Source organism: Streptosporangium amethystogenes subsp. fukuiense, assembly GCF_042665875.1.
Classification (GTDB): Bacteria; Actinomycetota; Actinomycetes; order Streptosporangiales; family Streptosporangiaceae; genus Streptosporangium; species Streptosporangium fukuiense.
In genome coordinates, this window is record NZ_JBHTEE010000001.1 from 53556 (window position 1) to 70960 (window position 17405).

At 71.3% G+C, this 17405-nt stretch carries 14 protein-coding genes; 7 read left to right on the forward strand and 7 right to left on the reverse strand.

Features of this window, described 5'->3' with window-relative positions:
- Positions 1–280: 280 nt before the first annotated feature.
- Genes ACFQVD_RS00280 through ACFQVD_RS00290 form a run of 3 tightly spaced genes read left to right on the forward strand, consistent with a single transcriptional unit; the run spans position 281 to position 1715 of the window.
- Complete coding sequence (locus ACFQVD_RS00280) at positions 281–619, forward strand: ArsR/SmtB family transcription factor (RefSeq protein WP_343961933.1); 339 nt, start codon at positions 281–283, stop codon at positions 617–619.
- Positions 616–1092 carry an SRPBCC domain-containing protein gene (locus tag ACFQVD_RS00285; RefSeq protein ID WP_343961935.1) on the forward strand — a complete coding sequence of 159 codons (477 nt, stop codon included), beginning with the start codon at positions 616–618 and terminating at the stop codon, positions 1090–1092. Before ACFQVD_RS00280 ends, ACFQVD_RS00285 begins: the two co-directional genes overlap by 4 nt.
- Positions 1089–1715 carry a dihydrofolate reductase family protein gene (locus tag ACFQVD_RS00290; protein WP_343961937.1) on the forward strand — a complete coding sequence of 209 codons (627 nt, stop codon included), beginning with the start codon at positions 1089–1091 and terminating at the stop codon, positions 1713–1715. The genes ACFQVD_RS00285 and ACFQVD_RS00290 overlap by 4 nt, the downstream gene beginning before the upstream one ends.
- Before the next feature lie 183 nt (positions 1716–1898).
- Here the strand turns inward: ACFQVD_RS00290 and ACFQVD_RS00295 are convergent, their stop codons facing one another.
- Complete coding sequence (locus ACFQVD_RS00295) at positions 1899–4025, reverse strand: N-6 DNA methylase (RefSeq protein ID WP_343961939.1); 2127 nt, start codon at positions 4023–4025, stop codon at positions 1899–1901.
- A 225-nt stretch (positions 4026–4250) separates the two neighbouring features.
- Here ACFQVD_RS00295 and ACFQVD_RS00300 point away from each other — a divergent pair, with 225 nt between their 5' ends.
- The gene (locus ACFQVD_RS00300) at positions 4251–4763 is read left to right on the forward strand and encodes an NYN domain-containing protein (protein WP_343961941.1); all 513 of its coding nucleotides are present in this window, start codon (positions 4251–4253) and stop codon (positions 4761–4763) included.
- A 15-nt stretch (positions 4764–4778) separates the two neighbouring features.
- Here the strand turns inward: ACFQVD_RS00300 and ACFQVD_RS00305 are convergent, their stop codons facing one another.
- Positions 4779–6395, reverse strand: coding sequence for a pyridoxal phosphate-dependent decarboxylase family protein (locus ACFQVD_RS00305; RefSeq protein WP_343961944.1), 1617 nt, complete (start codon positions 6393–6395; stop codon positions 4779–4781).
- Positions 6396–6456: 61 nt separating this feature from the next.
- On the opposite strand from ACFQVD_RS00305, the gene ACFQVD_RS00310 reads away from it, so the two are divergent.
- Positions 6457–7800, forward strand: a complete 1344-nt coding sequence (locus ACFQVD_RS00310) for an aminotransferase-like domain-containing protein (protein WP_343961947.1) — start codon at positions 6457–6459, stop codon at positions 7798–7800.
- A gap of 189 nt (positions 7801–7989) precedes the next feature.
- On the opposite strand, the gene ACFQVD_RS00315 is transcribed toward ACFQVD_RS00310, so the two are convergent.
- Positions 7990–8865, reverse strand: a complete 876-nt coding sequence (locus tag ACFQVD_RS00315; protein ID WP_343961949.1) for a hypothetical protein — start codon at positions 8863–8865, stop codon at positions 7990–7992.
- Between the two features lie 843 nt (positions 8866–9708).
- On the opposite strand from ACFQVD_RS00315, the gene ACFQVD_RS00320 reads away from it, so the two are divergent.
- Positions 9709–10881 (forward strand): hypothetical protein, encoded by a 1173-nt coding sequence (locus ACFQVD_RS00320; RefSeq protein WP_343961951.1) that lies wholly within the window; start codon positions 9709–9711, stop codon positions 10879–10881.
- 110 nt (positions 10882–10991) lie between these two features.
- Here the strand turns inward: ACFQVD_RS00320 and ACFQVD_RS00325 are convergent, their stop codons facing one another.
- The 4 genes from ACFQVD_RS00325 to ACFQVD_RS00340 are packed head-to-tail and all read right to left on the reverse strand — an operon-like array spanning position 10992 to position 15133.
- Complete coding sequence (locus ACFQVD_RS00325; RefSeq protein ID WP_343961953.1) at positions 10992–11993, reverse strand: LacI family DNA-binding transcriptional regulator; 1002 nt, start codon at positions 11991–11993, stop codon at positions 10992–10994.
- Positions 11994–12051: 58 nt separating this feature from the next.
- Positions 12052–12912: a carbohydrate ABC transporter permease gene (locus tag ACFQVD_RS00330; protein ID WP_343961955.1), complete on the reverse strand. Its 861-nt coding sequence runs from the start codon at positions 12910–12912 to the stop codon at positions 12052–12054.
- The gene (locus ACFQVD_RS00335; protein WP_343961957.1) at positions 12912–13814 is read right to left on the reverse strand and encodes a carbohydrate ABC transporter permease; all 903 of its coding nucleotides are present in this window, start codon (positions 13812–13814) and stop codon (positions 12912–12914) included. The genes ACFQVD_RS00330 and ACFQVD_RS00335 overlap by 1 nt, the downstream gene beginning before the upstream one ends.
- A gap of 5 nt (positions 13815–13819) precedes the next feature.
- Positions 13820–15133, reverse strand: coding sequence for an ABC transporter substrate-binding protein (locus ACFQVD_RS00340; protein ID WP_364155728.1), 1314 nt, complete (start codon positions 15131–15133; stop codon positions 13820–13822).
- A gap of 246 nt (positions 15134–15379) precedes the next feature.
- Here ACFQVD_RS00340 and ACFQVD_RS00345 point away from each other — a divergent pair, with 246 nt between their 5' ends.
- A complete protein-coding gene (locus ACFQVD_RS00345) occupies positions 15380–17392 on the forward strand; it encodes a beta-galactosidase (RefSeq protein ID WP_343961962.1) in 2013 nt (670 codons plus the stop codon).
- Positions 17393–17405: the final 13 nt, after the last annotated feature.

Below are 17405 nucleotides of genomic sequence, written 5' to 3' on the forward strand. Positions count from 1 at the left end.
TGCCACCGACTGGCTGCGAGAACTTGCCGGCGACGGCCTCACCGGCTTCATGCCGCCTCCGCTCCCGGACGCAGCCTATGTACGAGCATGATCAGATGGCCCATCACGATCGCTCCGCCGACCGAGGGCAGCATGGACCGCGAGACCTGGAACCATCTGATCGGCCTGCTCCGTGCCCATAGCCCTGCGGGCGCGGACACTCGCATGCCGGGTGGGGATCTGGGGCGACCTGAATACTTTGCCCTTGCGCTAAGTGTTTCGGCGGGAAATACTTAGCTGCATGGCACAGTATTCGGCCGAGCTCGACGGCGTGTTCGTCGCCCTCGCCGACCCGACGCGACGCGGCGTCATCCGACGCCTCGGCCGCGGCCCGACGAGCGTGGGCGATCTCGCCCGCGAGTTCCCGATGACCCTTCCCTCCTTCATGAAGCACGTGCGGACGCTTGAGGCGAACGGCCTGATCCGCACGGTCAAGCTCGGCCGGGTGCGCACCTGCGTGCTCAACCGCGACCGTCTCGCTCTCGTCGACGGCTGGCTCGAAGAGCAGCGCCGGATCTGGGAAGAGCGCACCGACCGGCTCGAACACCTCGTCACCGACCCGAAGGAGACACAACTGTGAACCCCGACCTTGACCTGACCCTGCAGCGGGTCATCCGCGCCCCCCGCGCCGCCGTGTGGAGCGCGTGGACCGATCCGTCCCTGTTCGAGAAATGGTGGGTCCCGGCGCCGGCCGTGTGCCGCGTCGACCGCCTCGACGTCCGGTCCGGCGGCGCGTTCGTGACGCGACTGAGCGACGACGGGGTGGACTTCGTCCCGCACATCGACGCGACCTTCCTCGTCGTCGACGAGTCCGAGCGGATCGTGTTCACGAACGCGATCGACAGCGCCTGGCGCCCCGCGAATCCCGCGCCGGTGCCCATGACAGCCGAGATCACGCTGAGCGACCATCCGGACGGCACGGACTACCGGATCGTCGTCCGGCACGGCGATCCGGCCGCCCGCGCCCGCCACGAGGAACTCGGCTTCCTCGAAGGCTGGGATTCGGTCACCAAGCAACTCGCCGTGGTCGCGGAGAGCCGGACCACGCGGTGAAGATCGCTCTCACCGAGTTCGTCACCCTCGACGGGGTCAGCCAGGGCCCCGGCTCGCCGACCGAGGATACGAGCGGCGGCTTCACCCGGGGCGGCTGGCTCGTGCCCCACCTGGACGAACTCTTCGTCCGGCGTACCTCCGACTGGCTGGACCTCGCCGACGGTCTGCTGCTCGGGCGGCGAACCTACGAAGCGTTCGCTCGGGACTGGCCGCGGATCACCGACCCGGACGACCCGTACACCGAGCGGATGAACTCACTACCGAAGTACCTGGTGACCAACACCCGCACCGAAGGGAGTTGGCATCCGACGACCGTGCTGCGCGGTGACCCGATCCAGACCGTCGGGGAACTCAAGACGCGGCCAGGACGGGAACTCCAGATCCACGGGAGCGCGCGACTCGGCAACGCCCTGTTGGCGGCGGGCCTCGTCGACACACTCCGGCTCGTCGTCGCCCCGGTCGTGACCGGTTCCGGGCGGCGGCTGCTCGACCACCCGGGCGCACCCGCCGGCCTCCGACTCGTCCGCCACGAGGTGACGGCGAACGGCCTGCTGCTGCTCGAGTACGAGACCGTCGGCGCTGCCCCGGTAGCGGAATACGAGGGCGTCACGGCCTTCGTCTAGTGCGGTGACCGGGACCGGATACGTTCACCGGGTTTGATCATGCCGAATCTCGGCGGGATCGGTCTCAGCGTCGCCGGCGTTCGCGGTGCAGCCGGCCGGGCCCGGCAGGTCGGCGCCTGCGGATGGAGCCGTGCTCGTCGGCGACCGACCAGATGCGGTCCGCGTACCCCTGGTGGTCACCGCTCAGGATTCTTCCTTCGTCCGCTTCTCGGGGGAGGGCCGGACGGCGCCGTGGGTCAGGCCGTCGGATATCAGCTGGATCAGATCCTCGCCGAGGGCGGCGGCCCGGCGCAGCGAAGCCTGGAACTCCGCCAGCCTCCTGAACGCCTCGCCGTACAGCCGCTGCTCCTCGATCGGCAGCAGCGGGAGTTCCGCGCGGCGTATGTCCACCTGGGCGCGGCTGCCCACGGTGGTGTAGTTGCGCAGGTTGACCGAGCCGCTCAGGAAGCCCGCCACGAAATGGGGGTCGAGCAGGGCGGGGTCGGGGCGGAGCAGGGAGAGGCGGAGGCCGAGGACGGGGCCGCCCTCCCCGGCGACCCACGCCACCGGTCGCCGTGCGACATTGGGCAGCAGCACGTCACCGGGCCGCACGATGATCTCGTGCTGTACGGCCGTGCCGGGCGTGGTCGCGGTCGGCGAGGTGCCGTCGACGACGTCCTCGGCGGTGAGGACGGTGAGGCCGTCCGGGACCTCGGAAGGCTCGCCGGGCCGCACCGGGCTCTGGTGGTGGATCGTCAGCATGCCGCGCCGCAGGAGTTCGGCGAGCGGGACCATCGGGAGGTCCTTCGGTCCCCGGGACGACTCGACGGTCGGCGCCAGCTCCGCGACGAGGCGGAGGAGGTCGGCCACCCGGTCGCGCTGCCCGGTGACACGCTCGGGCGACAGGTCCGCGGGCGGTGGCGCGAGGTATCGGGCGGGGGTGAGGTCGATGTCGTCGTCGAGCACGTCGATGGTCGGGACGGCCCGGCTGACGCCCGGTTCGTCGACGTCCGCACCGGCCTCGAAGCGTTCCCAGGCGTCCGCGGCGACCCGCGCGAAGCCCTCCTGCCGGTCGGAGGTGTCGACCATCAGGACGTGACCTGGCGTACCGGAGTCCGCGGGTCTGCGCAGCATCCACAGGGTCAGGGCGACCGCCGTGTTGGGGATGCTGCCGAGCGGGAGCGTGATCACCGCCCTGAGCGCCCCCCGGCGGATCAGCTGGGCGCGGACCCGGCGCCCTGACCTGCGGTTGGCCACGGCGGGCGGCATGAGCATGACCGCGGTGCCGCCGGGCCTTAGGTGGGAGAGGGCGTGCTGGACCCAGGCGAGTTCGGGCTCCATCCGGGGCGGCAGACCGTACTCCCAGCGGGGGTCGGCGGTCAGCTCCTCGTATCCCCAGGCGCGGTCGTTGAACGGCGGGTTGCACACGACCGCGTCCACCAGGGTGCCGGAGAACGCGTCCTGCCGGAGGGAGTCGCCGGAGGAGACGCGCACGGTGGCGGCGTGCAGCGCGAGATGCGCGGCGGTCAGCCGGGCGGTCGCCTCGTCGGCGTCCTGGCCGAGGAGCAGGCGTACACCACCGTCCGTGCGGTCGCGCACCGCCTTCAGCAGCGTTCCCGAGCCGCAGGCCGGGTCGAGGACGAGCTCGGGGGAGGGGCCGCAGAGCTCGGCCATGAGCCGGGCGACCGGCTCGGGGGTGGCGTACATCCGCTTGGTGTGCAGTTCGAAGTAGCGCTCGCGGAGGAACCCGAAGGTCTTCCCGGCGCCGTCCTCGGCGGCCAGGGCGGCCACCCGGCGCAGCAGCGGCAGCCGTCCCCGGATGAGGCACTTCGGCGGCGGCGGGTTCCGCATCGGCGCGGCGCACGCGGCCAGGACCCGTTCGGGAAGCACGGCCGCCACGGCCGCGTCGTCGGCGGCGGAGAGTGCCGCCCAGTCGTCACCCTCCCGGTCCAGGTAGACCAGGAAGGCGCCGAGGTCGGCGATCAGGTCGGCGAGATCCTCCTCCGGCACGCCCGCGCGCAGGTCCTGCCAGAGCCACTCGCGGGCCGGGAGCGCCCTGCCCTCGCTGTGGCCGAGCAGCCACTCCTTGATCTCGCCGAGGGAGAAGGCGGGGCTGGTCGCGGTGCCGCCGACAGGTTGGGGGAAGTCGTCGTGCCGACGGCGCCAGTTGCTCACCGCGGCCCGGCCCACGTCACCCAGCCGGGCGATGTCCGCCGCGGTCACCTGGACGTCCCTGTCCACCTGGTCCTCCGTGTCGGTCGCGGTCGCCCGGACGTCCTTGTCCACCGGCTCCCCATTATCCGCCGCGGTCACCTGGACGTCCCTGTCCATCCGGTCGGCCGGACGTCCCGGTTCATCGGCTCCTTCATATCGGTCCAGGTCTGCCCGGTCGTCCCGTTCACGGGTTCTTCGGGCTCGATGTCCGTGTCGATTGGAACGTACCTGAGTTTGTCACCTCCATACAGCGTCCTCAAAGTTATTGGTCGATTCCATCAACACGTGTTTTACTGAACTTTATTGGACACTAAACAACATCATGGAAGGAACCGATGTCACGTGATCACCCCCACCACGCGCATCGACCGGTTCCAGGCCCGCACGTCACGCGGCAGGCGGCGGCTCCGCTCCGGGCGGGCCGTGCACCTGCTGGACATCGAGAACCTGACCAGATCCACCCGCCCCACCACCCTCGCGGTCGCCGAGGTCATGACCCTCTACCGGCGGGTCGTCCCGATCGGCCCGATGGACCAGTTCGTCGTCGCGGTCAATCACGGCGCGCTCGTCCCGGTCGGGATCGCCTTTCACGGTGTGCAGCTGCTGGCCCGCTCCGGCCCCGACGGCGCGGACCAGGCCCTGGCCGAGGCCGCCCGGGGCGACCGGATGGACCAGCGGTTCGACCGGGTCGTGATCGGCTCGGGCGACGGTTACTTCGCCGATCTGGCCTGCTGGCTCGCCGAGTGCGGTGTGCACGTCACCGTCGTCTCCCAGCGTGAGTCACTCAGCCGCCGCCTGCGCGCCGAGGTGTCCGCCGTCATCACGCTGGAACCGCCGGTGGCACAGGTGGCCTGACCTACGGGAGCGTCGTCACGACCGGGGCGCGGCCGATTCCAGGATCTTCGCGATTCTGCCGACGTCGGCCTCGGTGGTGCGCCAGTTGCTGAACGCGGCACGCAGCGCGGGCACCCCGGCGTGGACCGTCGGGGTGAGGAAGGCCTCGCCGGACTCGGTGATCGCGCCGACCACCTCCCCGATCCGTTCGGGGGAGGGGGCGGAGGCGAGGGTGAAGCAGACCACGTTGAGCCGTACCGGGGCGAGCAGCCGGTAGGCGGCCATCGAGGCGATCCGCTCGGCGAGCCCGGCGGCGAGGGCGATGTCGCGGCGGACGATCTCCGCGTGCCCCTCGCGTCCGTAGGCGGCCAGCGTGAACCAGGCTGGTAGCGCACGCAGGCGCCGTGAGTTCTGCGGGGTCAGGTGCGCGAAGTCGGGCTCCTCGCTCAGCGGGGTGAGATAGGCGGCCGAGTTCGAAAAGACGCGGGCCTGCAGGTCACGGCGGCGGGTGAACTGGATCGCGCTGTCGTAGGGCACGTTCAACCACTTGTGCAGGTCCGCGCAGACCGAGTCGGCCTCGCCGAGGCCCGCGACGAGGTGGGCGTGCTCGGGGGAGAGCGCGGCGAAGGCGCCGAACGCGGCGTCCACGTGCAGCCAGAAGGGGTGACGCTCGCGCAGGGCGGCGATGGCGCGCAGGTCGTCGAAGTCGACGGTGTTCACCGTGCCGGCATTGGCGACCACGATCGCCGGTGCGCCATCCAGCCGGTCGAGTTCCTCGGCGAGCAGGGCCACGTCCACCGCCTCCCGCCCCGGCAGGACGCCGACGTGCCGGATCGCCGACCGTCCCAGCCCGAGCATGGACAGCGACTTGACGACGCTGGAGTGCGGGCTCGCCGACAGCACCGTCACCGGCCCGAGCGCGGCCGCGCCCGCCTCGGCCACCGACACGCCGCGCAGTTCGCCCAGCCACTCCCTGGCGATCGCCAGGCCCGCGAAGTTGGACATAGTCGCACCGCTGACGAACGTCCCCTCGTGCTCCGGCGGCAGGCCGAAGAGGTCGCGCAGCCAGGCGACCGTCTCCCGTTCGAGGTCCGGGGCGAGGGAGTCCAGGCCGGAGGTGGGGTTCTGGTCGAGGGTGCCGGTCAGCCAGTCGCCCGCCAGCGCGGCGGGTGTCGCGCCACCCGTGACGAAGCCCAGGTAGCGGGGGCCCGCGCTGGCCGCGAAGCCCGGTTCCCAGCGCCGCGCGAACATCTCCATCGCCCCCTCCAGACCGATTCCCGTCTCCGGCAGGGACTCGGGCGCCGGTCGCACCGGCGTCCGCGCCGCCGGGCGGTCGTCGAGCCCGGCGAGGAGACGCACGGCGTAAGCGCGGGTGGCCTCCATCAGTTCGGGTACGCGGGCGCGGTCGGCTCCCAGGGGTCCGCGGATGTGATCGGCCTTCGGCACCCCGGACAGGCGGTCGTCCCCGCCGCCGGACGGTCCGGGCTCCTGGTCGCCGTCGGCGCTCGATGGTCCGTGCCGATACTCTCCGCCGCTGTGTGACGGTTCGGGCTGCTGGTCGCTGTTGGTGTTCGTTGGTCCAGGCCAGGGGCCGCCGCCGAGGTGCGGAGAGCCGGGAATGGGAGCGGTGCCCGCGTCGGGTCTGACGTTCATGCTTCGACGCTAGGAAACGGAGCATGTTCGCGTCGTGGTCCAATCACGGCAAACTGGACCAGTGCTCAAGGATGTTCTGGCAGGATGGCGGCGATTCGGCGGCCCTCTCGCGGGTGCGCTGGCCGTCGCGCTGCGCGAGGCGGTGCTCGACGGGCGCGTACGCGTCGGGGACCGGCTGCCCTCGGAACGGCGCCTGGCCGGTGAGCTCGGGGTGAGCCGGGGAACGGTCGTCGCCGCCCTGTCCCGGCTGCGCGAGGAGGGCTGGCTCGTCACCGAGCACGGCAGTGGCAGCAGGGTGCGGCTGCCGCGGAACCTCGGTGAGCGCTACGCGCCCCTGTCGGTGGACGGCCGGGGCTCGCTCCTCGACCTGCGGCGCGCCGTTCCCGCCGCCCCGCGCGCGATCGTCACCGACGCCGTCACCCGCGCGCTCGGCAGGTCGGCGGGGCTGCTGCTGGAGAGCGGCGAGCCCGGACCCGGCCTGCCCGAGCTGCGCGAGCTGATCGCCCGGCGTCACACCGGAGAGGGATCGGCCACCCGCCCCGAACAGATCCTGGTCACCTCGGGAGCCCGTGCCGCGCTGGCGCTGCTCGTCACCCATCTCGGCCCGCGCAGAATCGTGGTGGAGAACCCCACCTTCTTCGACAGCCTCGCCACGCTCAGGCGCTTCGGTATCCGTACCGTCCCCGTGCGGGTCACCGCGGCGGGATGGGACGACGACCAGCTCGCCACCGCCTTCCGCGAGGCTGCGGGGGGAGCCGCCCTGCTGACCCCCGACTTCCAAAACCCGACCGGAGTGCTGATGGGTTCCGAGGACCGCCGGAAGGTCGCGGAGCTGGCGGCCAGGTACGGGGTGACCGTGATCGTGGACGAGACCGTGCGCGACCTGGACCTGCGCGACCATCCGGTGCCCGAGCCCCGGATCGACCGGGCCGTCACGATCGGTTCCCTGAGCAAGACCGTGTGGGGAGGGTTGCGGGTGGGATGGATCCGGGGCCCGGCCGCGCTGATCCGTGAACTCCTCCTCGACCCGATCAGCGATCTGTACGCCCCGCCGCCCATGGAGCAGCTCGTGGCCTGTGAGGTCTTACCCCTCATGGGCCGCTTGCTGGGCCAGCGCAGGAGCGAGCTGCGGCGCCAGCGCGACCATCTGGCCGTAAGCCTGGACGGGGACGACGCCTGGAGCTTCTCCCTCCCGCAGGGCGGCCTGGCGCTCTGGCTGCGCCTGAACGGTGTGTCCGGTGAGGCACTCGCGGGGAAGGCGGCCGAGGCAGGACTCAGCCTGCTCCCGGGGCCGGTGTTCTCATCTGACGGCACCCGGGCCAACCGGCTGCGGGTGCCGTACACCGCCCCGATCGAGACCCTCGACCGGGTCGTCGAACAGCTCAGGCGAGCCCACCGGTCCTGAAAGGCACGTGTCGACCGTCCGCAGCAGGAGCGCGAACCCGGTCGCGGTCACCACCGGCAGCGTGACCAGCACCCACAGGCCCACCGGCGTGCTGTTGCGGATCATCATCGACCTGGTGGCGGCGGAGCGGCTCCTCGCGGAAGACCTTGTTCCGCGAGGAGCCGCCGGTGGCCGTGGGAACCCTGTCGGTCATGACCAGTGCCACTCGATCGAGGCCGTGGCGCGGCGCTCGGCCAGCCATTCGGTGAACGCCACCCGCCCGGCCGCGGCCAGGGTCCGCTCGTCCGCCGACGCGTCCGCGCGCCCCAGGACGACCCCGGTGAGGAAGGTGCCGGCATGGGCCACCGGCCCGACGACGTCTCCCGGCTCGGCGTCACGCAGCGGCTCGGGCAGCTCGAAGGCGAGGCGCTCGGCGATCGTCGTCTCGATCTCGTCGTTGGGGCCGCTGAAGGCCGCGCCGAGGAGCTCCATCGGGTCACCGGAGATGTCCGCGAGGCGCCGCTCGGATCCGATGCTCCAGAGCGCGCGTACCCGGTCGAACTTCCCGGGGTGCGCGGCCAGGTAGTCCGGGCCGAGCTCGGCCTCCCTGCGGCGGCGGAACTCGTCGGCCGCGGCCTGCGATTCCTCGTCGCCGACCGGCGTGTCGTCGTGCCGGATCTCGTTCAGGATCAGGCACCGGTCGACGATCTCGTCGTGCGGGGTCGCGTCGCGGTGTGACAGCGAGCGGATCATGGTGAGCGCCTGGGCGGCCGACAGGTGTATCCCGTCCACGCTGACCAGCAGGTCCGCCGCCCGGTGCATGGAGTGGCCGATCGGCTGGGGGACGCCGTCGTCGGCCTGCGCGGTGAGCGCGACCGCCCCGCCTTCCGGATCCTGGAGCAGCAGGTGAAAGTCGACCACCGAGGTGCCGGGAGACTCGTCGACGACGAACTCCGCCTTCACCTCGGGATGGTCGGCCGCCCACGCGGCGGCCGACTGCCGGGCCTGCGGCACCTCCGCGCGGCGGCGAGGCAGGCCGCGCAGCAGCCGCACCCCGGAGGCGAGCGTCGTTCCGAGGTCACTCATCGAATACCTCCAGTGTGGAGACCCGAGCCTTGGCTCTGGGAAATGAAGGCGCGGCGGAACGGGAATCCCGCTCCGCCGCGCCAGAGCAATCGATGCCCGACCGGCCGGGGCCGGGAGAGCGGCGTGTGCCGCGCCTTCCCCCCTCCCGGCCCTGGCCGGTTCGGCACCTTCCGGAAGGAAGGCGCTTGTCAGCCGAGGTACCTCCGGCGGGTCCGTACTCCGGGAGAGGTCCCTCTCCCGGACGTCTGACCTGCCTTCCGGCATCCACGGCAGGTGGAGCGCCGCCCTGGACGGGGTCTGTTCCCACCCGGGGCGGCGAGTCTGTCGCCGGTCGGCCCACCACTCGCCGACCTGGCCCTGGCCGTCGCGCCAGGACGGGGTCACCGGCCGCCGGCGACCTCGCCCGGCTCGGCGCCCTCGAACGGGAGGTCGTCGACATCGATCCTGGACATGCCCGGCTCCTCCGCGGATCGGGCGCGGTGTTCCTCGTCGAGTGCGGCGCCCGGTGCCTTCCCTTACGTCGAAGACGCTAGCCACCGGCTCTTGTGGTCATCTGAAAGTTGACTTGGTAACCACTGACAGTGCTGGTCACGACGGCGAACGGGCAGGTGTGGCAGGGGGACCGGCGGAGCGGGACGAAGGTTCTTACTCGCCCGTGCCGCAACTGTGTGCACTTCTGTCACTCGGGTGAGCGCCCGTTTGGCGAACAGGACGCCGACATTCTGGAATGATCGCGTAGATATCCTGTCGGACATCGAGACTGACGGACAGTGACTGATGCCCCCCATCGATCAAATCACCACCTTCGCATCCGACCAGCCGGTGTTAACGATCATCATCGGCGTGTTCGCTCTCGTCCTCCTGGTCGTGGCCTACTTCGCGCTCCGCGCCGTCCAGCGAATGGCGGTCCGCTTCTTCCACTCTCATGTCGCGCCCCGTCCGGTGGAGGACATCCTCACCATCGTCGCCGCCAGCATCGCCACGGGCGTCTCCGCCCAGGGCATGTGGCGCTTCTCCGGTGACGTGCTCGGCTTCGACGGCCCGCTGCGGCTGCTGCTCTTCGCCTTCATCGAGGTCGCCGTCATCACCAGCGCGGTCCGGGCCCGCCGCAACATGCGGGAGAACTTCTCGGCCGGTATCGACGGCATCGCGGTGTGGGCGCTCACCGGCCTGACCGCGGTGCTGTCCAGCATGGACGCCCGCAGCATGGCCGAGGCCATCTTCCGGCTCGCCGCGCCCCTGGTGGCGGCGTGGCTCTGGGAGCGCGGCATGGCGATCGAACGCCACCGGATCAGCGGGCGCTCGCGCATCAACTGGCGGCTCACCCCCGAGCGGGCGCTGGTCCGCATCGGGCTGGCCGAGGTCAGCGACCGTACGGCGAGTGAGGTCGACGCCCACCGCAGGCTGACCCGGGTCGCGCTGGCGGCCAAGCGCGCCCGCGCGCTCCGCGAGTCCGGGGCGTCCGACCGGAAGATGCGCGCGGCCCTCACCAAGCTGGACCGTGCCATGGACCGGGCGGTGGAGCACACCGGCCTGGCCGTCGACTCGGTACGCCAGGAGGCACTGCTCTCCCAGATCGGCGCCCTCTACAACACCTCCGCGCTGATCGACCTGACCCCGCCGGTGCCGTGGGACCCGGAGCCCGAGCCGATGCGCCCCGCGGTGGCCGCGGGACGATCGGTCATCGACGACGATGACGACGAGATCCAGGTGCTGGACGGACCGCCGCCGGTCGTCGACACGGCGCAGCGCGCGGCCCTGATGCGTGCCGCGCGGGAGTACTGGGACAAGCAGATCGAGCGGAGGTTCGTGCCCCGGGCGACGGACATCGCCCACGAGACCGGCGTCTCCCTGGCCACCGCCCGCGAGTACCGGGCGCTGTGGAAGCTGGAGCCCAAGGCTCACGCGCTGCTGGAGGCGGCCTTCCACGAGCACGGGATCATCGACACCGGCACCTTCCCCGCCATCGAGACCGAGCAGGTCCTGACCGTGAACGGCTCCTCCGCCGCTCGCTGACCTCGCGCGGAACGGTGTACCGCAACACGGCACACCTCGCCACCGCCCCCCCGTCCGCGTACCCCGGACGGGGGGGCGGTCCGCGTCGCGGGCCGCCCGCGCACATCGGCTCAGGTCGACTCGCGCACGATGAGGTCGGTGGGCAGTATCACCGGCTCCACGTGCTCGGCGCCGTCGATCAGGGCGAGCAGCAGGCGAACCGTCTCCTCGGCGACCCGTTCCAGGGGCTGGCGGATGGTGGTGAGCGGCGGATGGGTGGTGAGCGCCACCGCCGAGTCGTCGAAGCCGCCCACCGCGACGTCCTCGGGCACCCGTCGCCCGGCGGCGCGCAGCGCGGCGAGCGCGCCCGCGGCCATCAGGTCGGAGGCGACGAACACCGCGTCGATGTCGGGGGCACGTTCCAGCAGCCGGGCCATCGCGCTCTCCCCGCCCAGCTGGGTCCAGTCGCCGTGCTCGATCAGCCTTTTGGAGGCCTTGCGGCCGAGTACGTCGGCGAACCCCTCCAGCCGCTGGCTGCCGCCAGGAGTGTCCATGGGGCCGGTGATGGTGGCGATCCTCCTGCGGCCCAGCCCGACCAGGTAGCGGGTCATCTGCCGGGCGCCCTCACGGTCGTTGGCCGCGGCGTAGGGGATCACGTTCTCCTTGCCGATCACCGCGCCGCAGGCGACCGCCGGGATTCCGATGGTCTCCAGGGCGTCCACCAGTGGGTCGCCCGCGTGGGTGGACATCAGCAGCACCCCGTCGGCGTGGCCGCCGCGCACGTACCGGACCACCCGCTCGCGGTCGCCGTCGTCTCCGGCCATCATGATGACCAGGGAAACGTCGCGCGTCGCCAGCCGGCGGATGGCGACGCGGATGGTCGTGCTGTAGTTCGGGTCCTCGAAGACCTTCTCCTGCGGCTCTGAGAGCACCATGACGACCGACCCCGAGCGCTGGGTGACCAGGCTCCTGGCGTTGCGGTTGACGATGTAGCCGGTCTCGGTGATGGCCCGCCTGACCGCGGCGTGCGCCGCGGGACTGACGTACCGGTCGTCGTTGAGCACCCGGGAGACCGTTCCCCGGGAGACCCCTGCCACCGCCGCGACGTCATGGATGGTCGGACGCTTCGCCATGCTCCCCATTTTCCCCTCGACCGGCCGCGTCCCGGACCCACCCGGTACGGCACGGCCACTAGCTTTTCACGGCCCCGCCGGCCAGGTCGGTCCGCCAGTGGCGCTGCATGGTGAGGAAGAGCGCGATCAGCGGGATGATCGACAGCAGGGTGCCGGTGAGGATCAGGTTGTACAGGGAGGGCTGGTTGGCCCCGGCCGCGAGCAGCGTGTAGAGCCCGACGGTCAGCGGGAACCTCTGGTCGTCGCCCAGCATGATGAACGGCAGCAGGAAGTTGTTCCAGATCGCGACGAACTGGAACAGGAAGATGGTCACCATGCCCGGGATCATGAGGGGCAGCGCCACCCGGCGCAGCAGCAGCCAGTGTCCGGCGCCGTCGATGCGCCCGGCCTCCAGCAGGGCGTCGGGGACGGCGGCGGTGGCGTAGATGCGCGCCAGATAGATGCTGTATGGGTGCAGGATCTGCGGGAGCAGGACCGACCAGTAGGTGTCGGCGAGCCCGATCCGGGAGAAGAGCAGGTACTGCGGGATGGCCAGCACCACGGCGGGCACCAGGATGCCGCCGATCAGCAGGTTGAAGATCAGGTTCCGGCCCCGGAAGCGGTACTTGGCCAGCGTGTAGCCGGAGACCGCGGAGACGGCGGTGGAGAGCAGGGCGCCGCCGCCGGCGTACAACAGCGTGTTGAGCATCCACAGCCAGAACACGCCGTCGCGGTAGGCGGCCAGGTCGGCGAGGTTGGTGAGCAGCCCGGTGCCGGGGGCGAAGGTCGAGGTGGAGAAGAGCTCCGCCTTCGACTTGGTGGCGGCGACCAGCACCCAGCTGACCGGCAGCAGGCAGTAGAGCGCGCCCAGCAGCAGGATCGCGGTCGGTGCGATCCCGTACGGGAGCCGCCGTGCGGCGGTGTGGTTCGTGCCGGCCATCAGCTCTCTCCGAAGGCGCGGTCGCGGACGACGCGCAGGAAACCAAAGGACAGGACGAGGGAGATCGCCGCGATGACGATCGAGGTGGCGGCGGCCGAGTAGAGGTCGCCGGTGACGAAGGCGTCGCGGTAGACCTTCATGAGCGGGCTCCAGGTCGAGCTGATCGTGTTGGTCAGCGGCCGCAGCGTGGTCGGCTCGGTGAACACCTGGATCGTGGCGATGACGGAGAACACGGTGGTCAGGATGATCGCGGGCAGCAGGATCGGGATCTTGATCCGCAGCGCTGTCTGGATCTCGCTCGCCCCGTCGATCCTGGCGGCCTCGTAGTAGGTCCTGGGTACGGCGCGCAGGGCGGTGTAGAGCACCAGCATGTTGAAGCCGACGCCGCCCCAGACCGCGATGTTCGCCATGGAGAGGACCACGGTGCCCGAGCCGAGCAGGTCGACGTCGAGCACCTGGCGGATCGGGCTGAGGCTCGGCAGGTAGAGGAAGCCCCACAGCAGGGTGGCGGCCACGCCGGGCACCGCGTACGGCAGGAAGACGGCGATCCTGGAGAAGCGCGCGAGCCGCACGTGCGCCGAGTCCAGCAGCAGCGCGAAGAGCAGGGCGAGCCCGAGCATGACGACGAGCACCAGCAGGCCGTAGCCGAGGACGCGCAGCCAGCCGGCCCACAGCTCGCCGTCGGCGAGCGTCGCGGTGTAGTTGTCGAGGCCGGCGAAGACCTCGCGGCGCGAGCCCTTGCCCAGGCCGAGTCCGGAGACCTTGGTGCGCCGCAGGCTGAGGTAGGCCGTGTAGACGATGGGGACGGCCATGAAGAGCGTGAACAGCGCCATGGCCGGTGCGAGGAAGAGGTAGGGGACGGCGCTCGCGGTGCGGGCGCCGCCGCCGGGACGCTTTGTCATCGGGGTCATTGGGCGAGCTGGAATCCGGACTTCCGCATGTCGGCGACCGTCGCCTCCTGCATCTTGCCGACGGCCTCGGAGAACGCGGACCTGTCCTGTACGGCCTTGTCGAAGGTGTCCTTGAAGGCGTTGTACGTCACGCCGACGTTCGGCCCGAAGGTGAAGCCCCGCGCGGTGGCGGAGATCGCGGCGGCCTGCTGCCAGAAGTCGGGCTGGTTGGAGAAGTAGTCGGGGGCCTCACCGAGCATGGTGCCGCCCTTGGCGGCGGCCGGGTAGACCGCGCCCTCCTTGACGAGCAGGGCGAGCGCCTCGGGGTCGGTGTTGAGCCAGGTCGCGAACTTCGCGGCGGCCGCCCGGTTGGCGGACTTGGCGGCGACCGCGGTGGAGGAGCCGCCCCAGAAGCCGCTGGCGTTCTCGCCGGTGCCCCACTGCGGCAGCGGGGCGATCGCCCATCTGCCCTTGGCCTTGGGGGCGTTGCTGGACAGCACGCCCGGTGCCCAGACGGCCGAGGGCCAGGTCAGCAGCTTGCCGTCGTTGAGCGCCTTGTTCCATTCGGGGGTGAAGTACGGCTGGTCGTCGATGGCGCCCTCTTTGACGAGGCCGCCCCAGTAGTCGGCGACCTTCCTGGTGGCGTCGTCGTCGACCGCGACCTTCCAGGACTCGCCGCTGATCGACCACCACTGGGCGCCGGCCTGCTGGGCGAGGCCGACGAAGGCGCCGGGGTCCTTGCTGGAGAAGGTGCCCAGGAAGACCTTGGGGTCCTTCTTGCGTACGGTGCGGGCGGCCTCGGCGTACTCGTCCCACGTCTTGGGGACCTCGATGCCGTACTTGTCGAACAGGTCCTGGCGGTAGTAGAGCATCATCGGGCCGCTGTCCTGGGGGAGCGCGTAGACGGCGTCGGTGCCGAGCGTGACCAGCCCCCAGACGCCCTCGCCGAACTCGCCCTTCGCCTGCGCCACGTCGCCGGAGAGGTCGGCCACCGCGTCGGCGGCGACGAAGGAGGGCAGCATCTGGTACTCGGCCTGGACCAGGTCAGGGGGGTTTCCCGCCTTGGCCGCGGTCAGGAACTTGGCGGCCGCGTCGTCGCCGCCGGCCTGCTTGCTGACCGTGACCTGGATGTCGGGGTTGGCGCTGTTCCAGGCCGCCGCGATCTTGTCCATGTTGGGAACCCATGTCCAGTAGGTGAGCTTGACCGGCCCCGCGGGGGCCGAGCTCTGCGCGGCCGGGGCGGCCGGCTCCTGGGCGGCGCCGGAACAGCCGGCGGCCAGGGTGGCGGCGAGAGCCGCGGCCGCCGCCACTGCGAGCCGGTTTCTCTGCATGGTTCCTCCGTGTCAGGGATGCCGTGTCGGGGGTGCTGTATCGGGGGTGCTGAGCCGGGGCTCGGGGCCCGCCGTGCGGAAGTGTCTGTGAACGTTCACAGACTGAAATCCGGGATATCGCCCTGTCAATGCTCGTTACGCTCTTGTTAATCGCCTGCCCTCCTCGATGTTCCTGCGGCGACTCTTCCCTGAGTGTCGGGTTTCGATTACTGTGCACGTTCACAGAGATGAGCCAAGGGGGAGCAGTTGCCTGGATATCCCGTCCTGCCGGAGGGCATCGCGTACGGAGGGGACTACAACCCCGAGCAGTGGCCGGAGGAGGTCTGGCACGAGGACGTCCGGTTGATGCGCGAGGCCGGGGTGAACCTGGTCAGCCTCGGCATCTTCGGCTGGAGCCTGCTGGAGCCGGAGGAAGGGGTCTACGACTTCGGCCGGCTGGATCGGATCATCGACCTGCTCGGCTCCTCGGGCATCAGGGTCGACCTCGCGACACCGACCTCCTCCCCGCCCACCTGGTTTCGGACCGCCCACCCGGGCAGCCACCTGGTCGACCGCGCGGGCCATGTCGTCGCCGGAGGCTCCCGGCACAGCTTCTGCCCCAGCTCCCCGGAGTACGCCGCCGCCTCGGAACGGATCGCCGGCCGGCTCGCCGCCCGCTACGCCGGGCACCCGGCGGTCGTCATGTGGCACGTCCACAACGAGTACGGCTGGGCGAACGCGCGCTGCTACTGCGAGACCTCAGCGGAGGCGTTCCGCGACTGGCTGCGCGAGCGGCACGGGGACGTGGCGGCGCTCAACGCGGCGTGGGGGACCACGTTCTGGGGGCTGACCTACGGCTCGTTCCACGAGGTGGAACCCCCGAGGCTCGCGCCGGCCGGCCAGCTGACCGCCCTGCAGCTCGACTACGCGCGCTTCTCCGTCGACGCGCACATCGCCAACTTCCGCCGCGAGCGCGACGCCATCCGCCGCTTCAGCGACCTGCCGGTCACCACCAACTTCATGATCCCCAACTGCGAGCCGATGGACTACTGGCGGTGGGCCGGCGAGGTGGACGTCGTCTCCAACGACCACTACCTCGACGCCGGGCGGGCCGAGGGCCACATCGAGCTCGCCATGGCGGCGGACCTCACCCGCTCGGTGGCGGGCGGCCGGCCGTGGATGCTCATGGAGCACTCCACCGGCGCCGTCAACTGGCAGCCGCGCAACCTCGCCAAGCGGCCGGGGGAGATGCGGCGCAACAGCCTCGCCCACGTCGCCAGGGGATCGGACTCGGTGCTCTTCTTCCAGTGGCGCGCCTCCCGCTACGGTGCGGAGAAGTTCCACTCGGCGATGCTGCCGCACGCCGGGACCGACTCCGAGCTCTGGCGCGACGTGGTCGCCCTCGGCGCCGAGCTGCGCGAGCTGGCGCCGGTGCGCGGCTCCCGCGTCGAGGCCGAGGTCGCGCTGGTGTGGGACTGGGAGTCGTACTGGGCGCTCGAACTGGAGTGGCGGCCCTCGGTGGACCTGAGGTTCCGCGAGCGGGTGGAGGCGTACTACGAGGCGCTCTGGCGCGAGCACGTCACCGTCGACTTCGTCCACCCCGCGGCCGACCTCTCGGCGTACCGGATGGTCGTCGTACCGAGCTCCTACCTGCTCACCGAGGCCGCGGGCAAGAACCTGCACCGCCACGTGGAGGCCGGCGGCCACCTGCTCGTCTCCTGCTTCTCCGGGATCGTCGACGAGAACGACACGATCCACCCCGGCGCCTACCCCGGCGTGCTGCGCGACGTGCTCGGCCTGTCGGTGGAGGAGTTCCACCCGCTGCCGGAGAACGGCACGGTCGCCGTCGGCGACGACGGGCTGACCGGCCGGATCTGGTCCGAGCGGGTCCGCCTCGCCGGAGCGCGTACCGTGCGCGCCTTCACCGGCGGACCGGACGCGGGCCACCCCGCGGTGACCCGCCACGAGCTGGGAGCGGGCACCGCCTGGTACGTCGCCACGGCCCTCGACCCCGGCGTGGGCCCGGACACGGACGGGGACCTGCGGGCGATCCTGCGCGCGGCCCTCGACGCCGCGGGCGTGTCCCGCCCGCGCGGCCTGCCCGACACCCTCGAAATCCTGCGGCGGGGCCGCCACCTCTTCCTTCTCAACCACGGCGACGAGCCGGTCACCGTTCCCGGAGTGAGCGGGACCGGAGTTCTCGACGGCGCCGAGTACGCGGGTTCGGCGACGGTACCGGCCGGCGGCGTCACCGTCGTCGAGCCGGCACCGGACGCGTGAGCTCCCCCGGTGC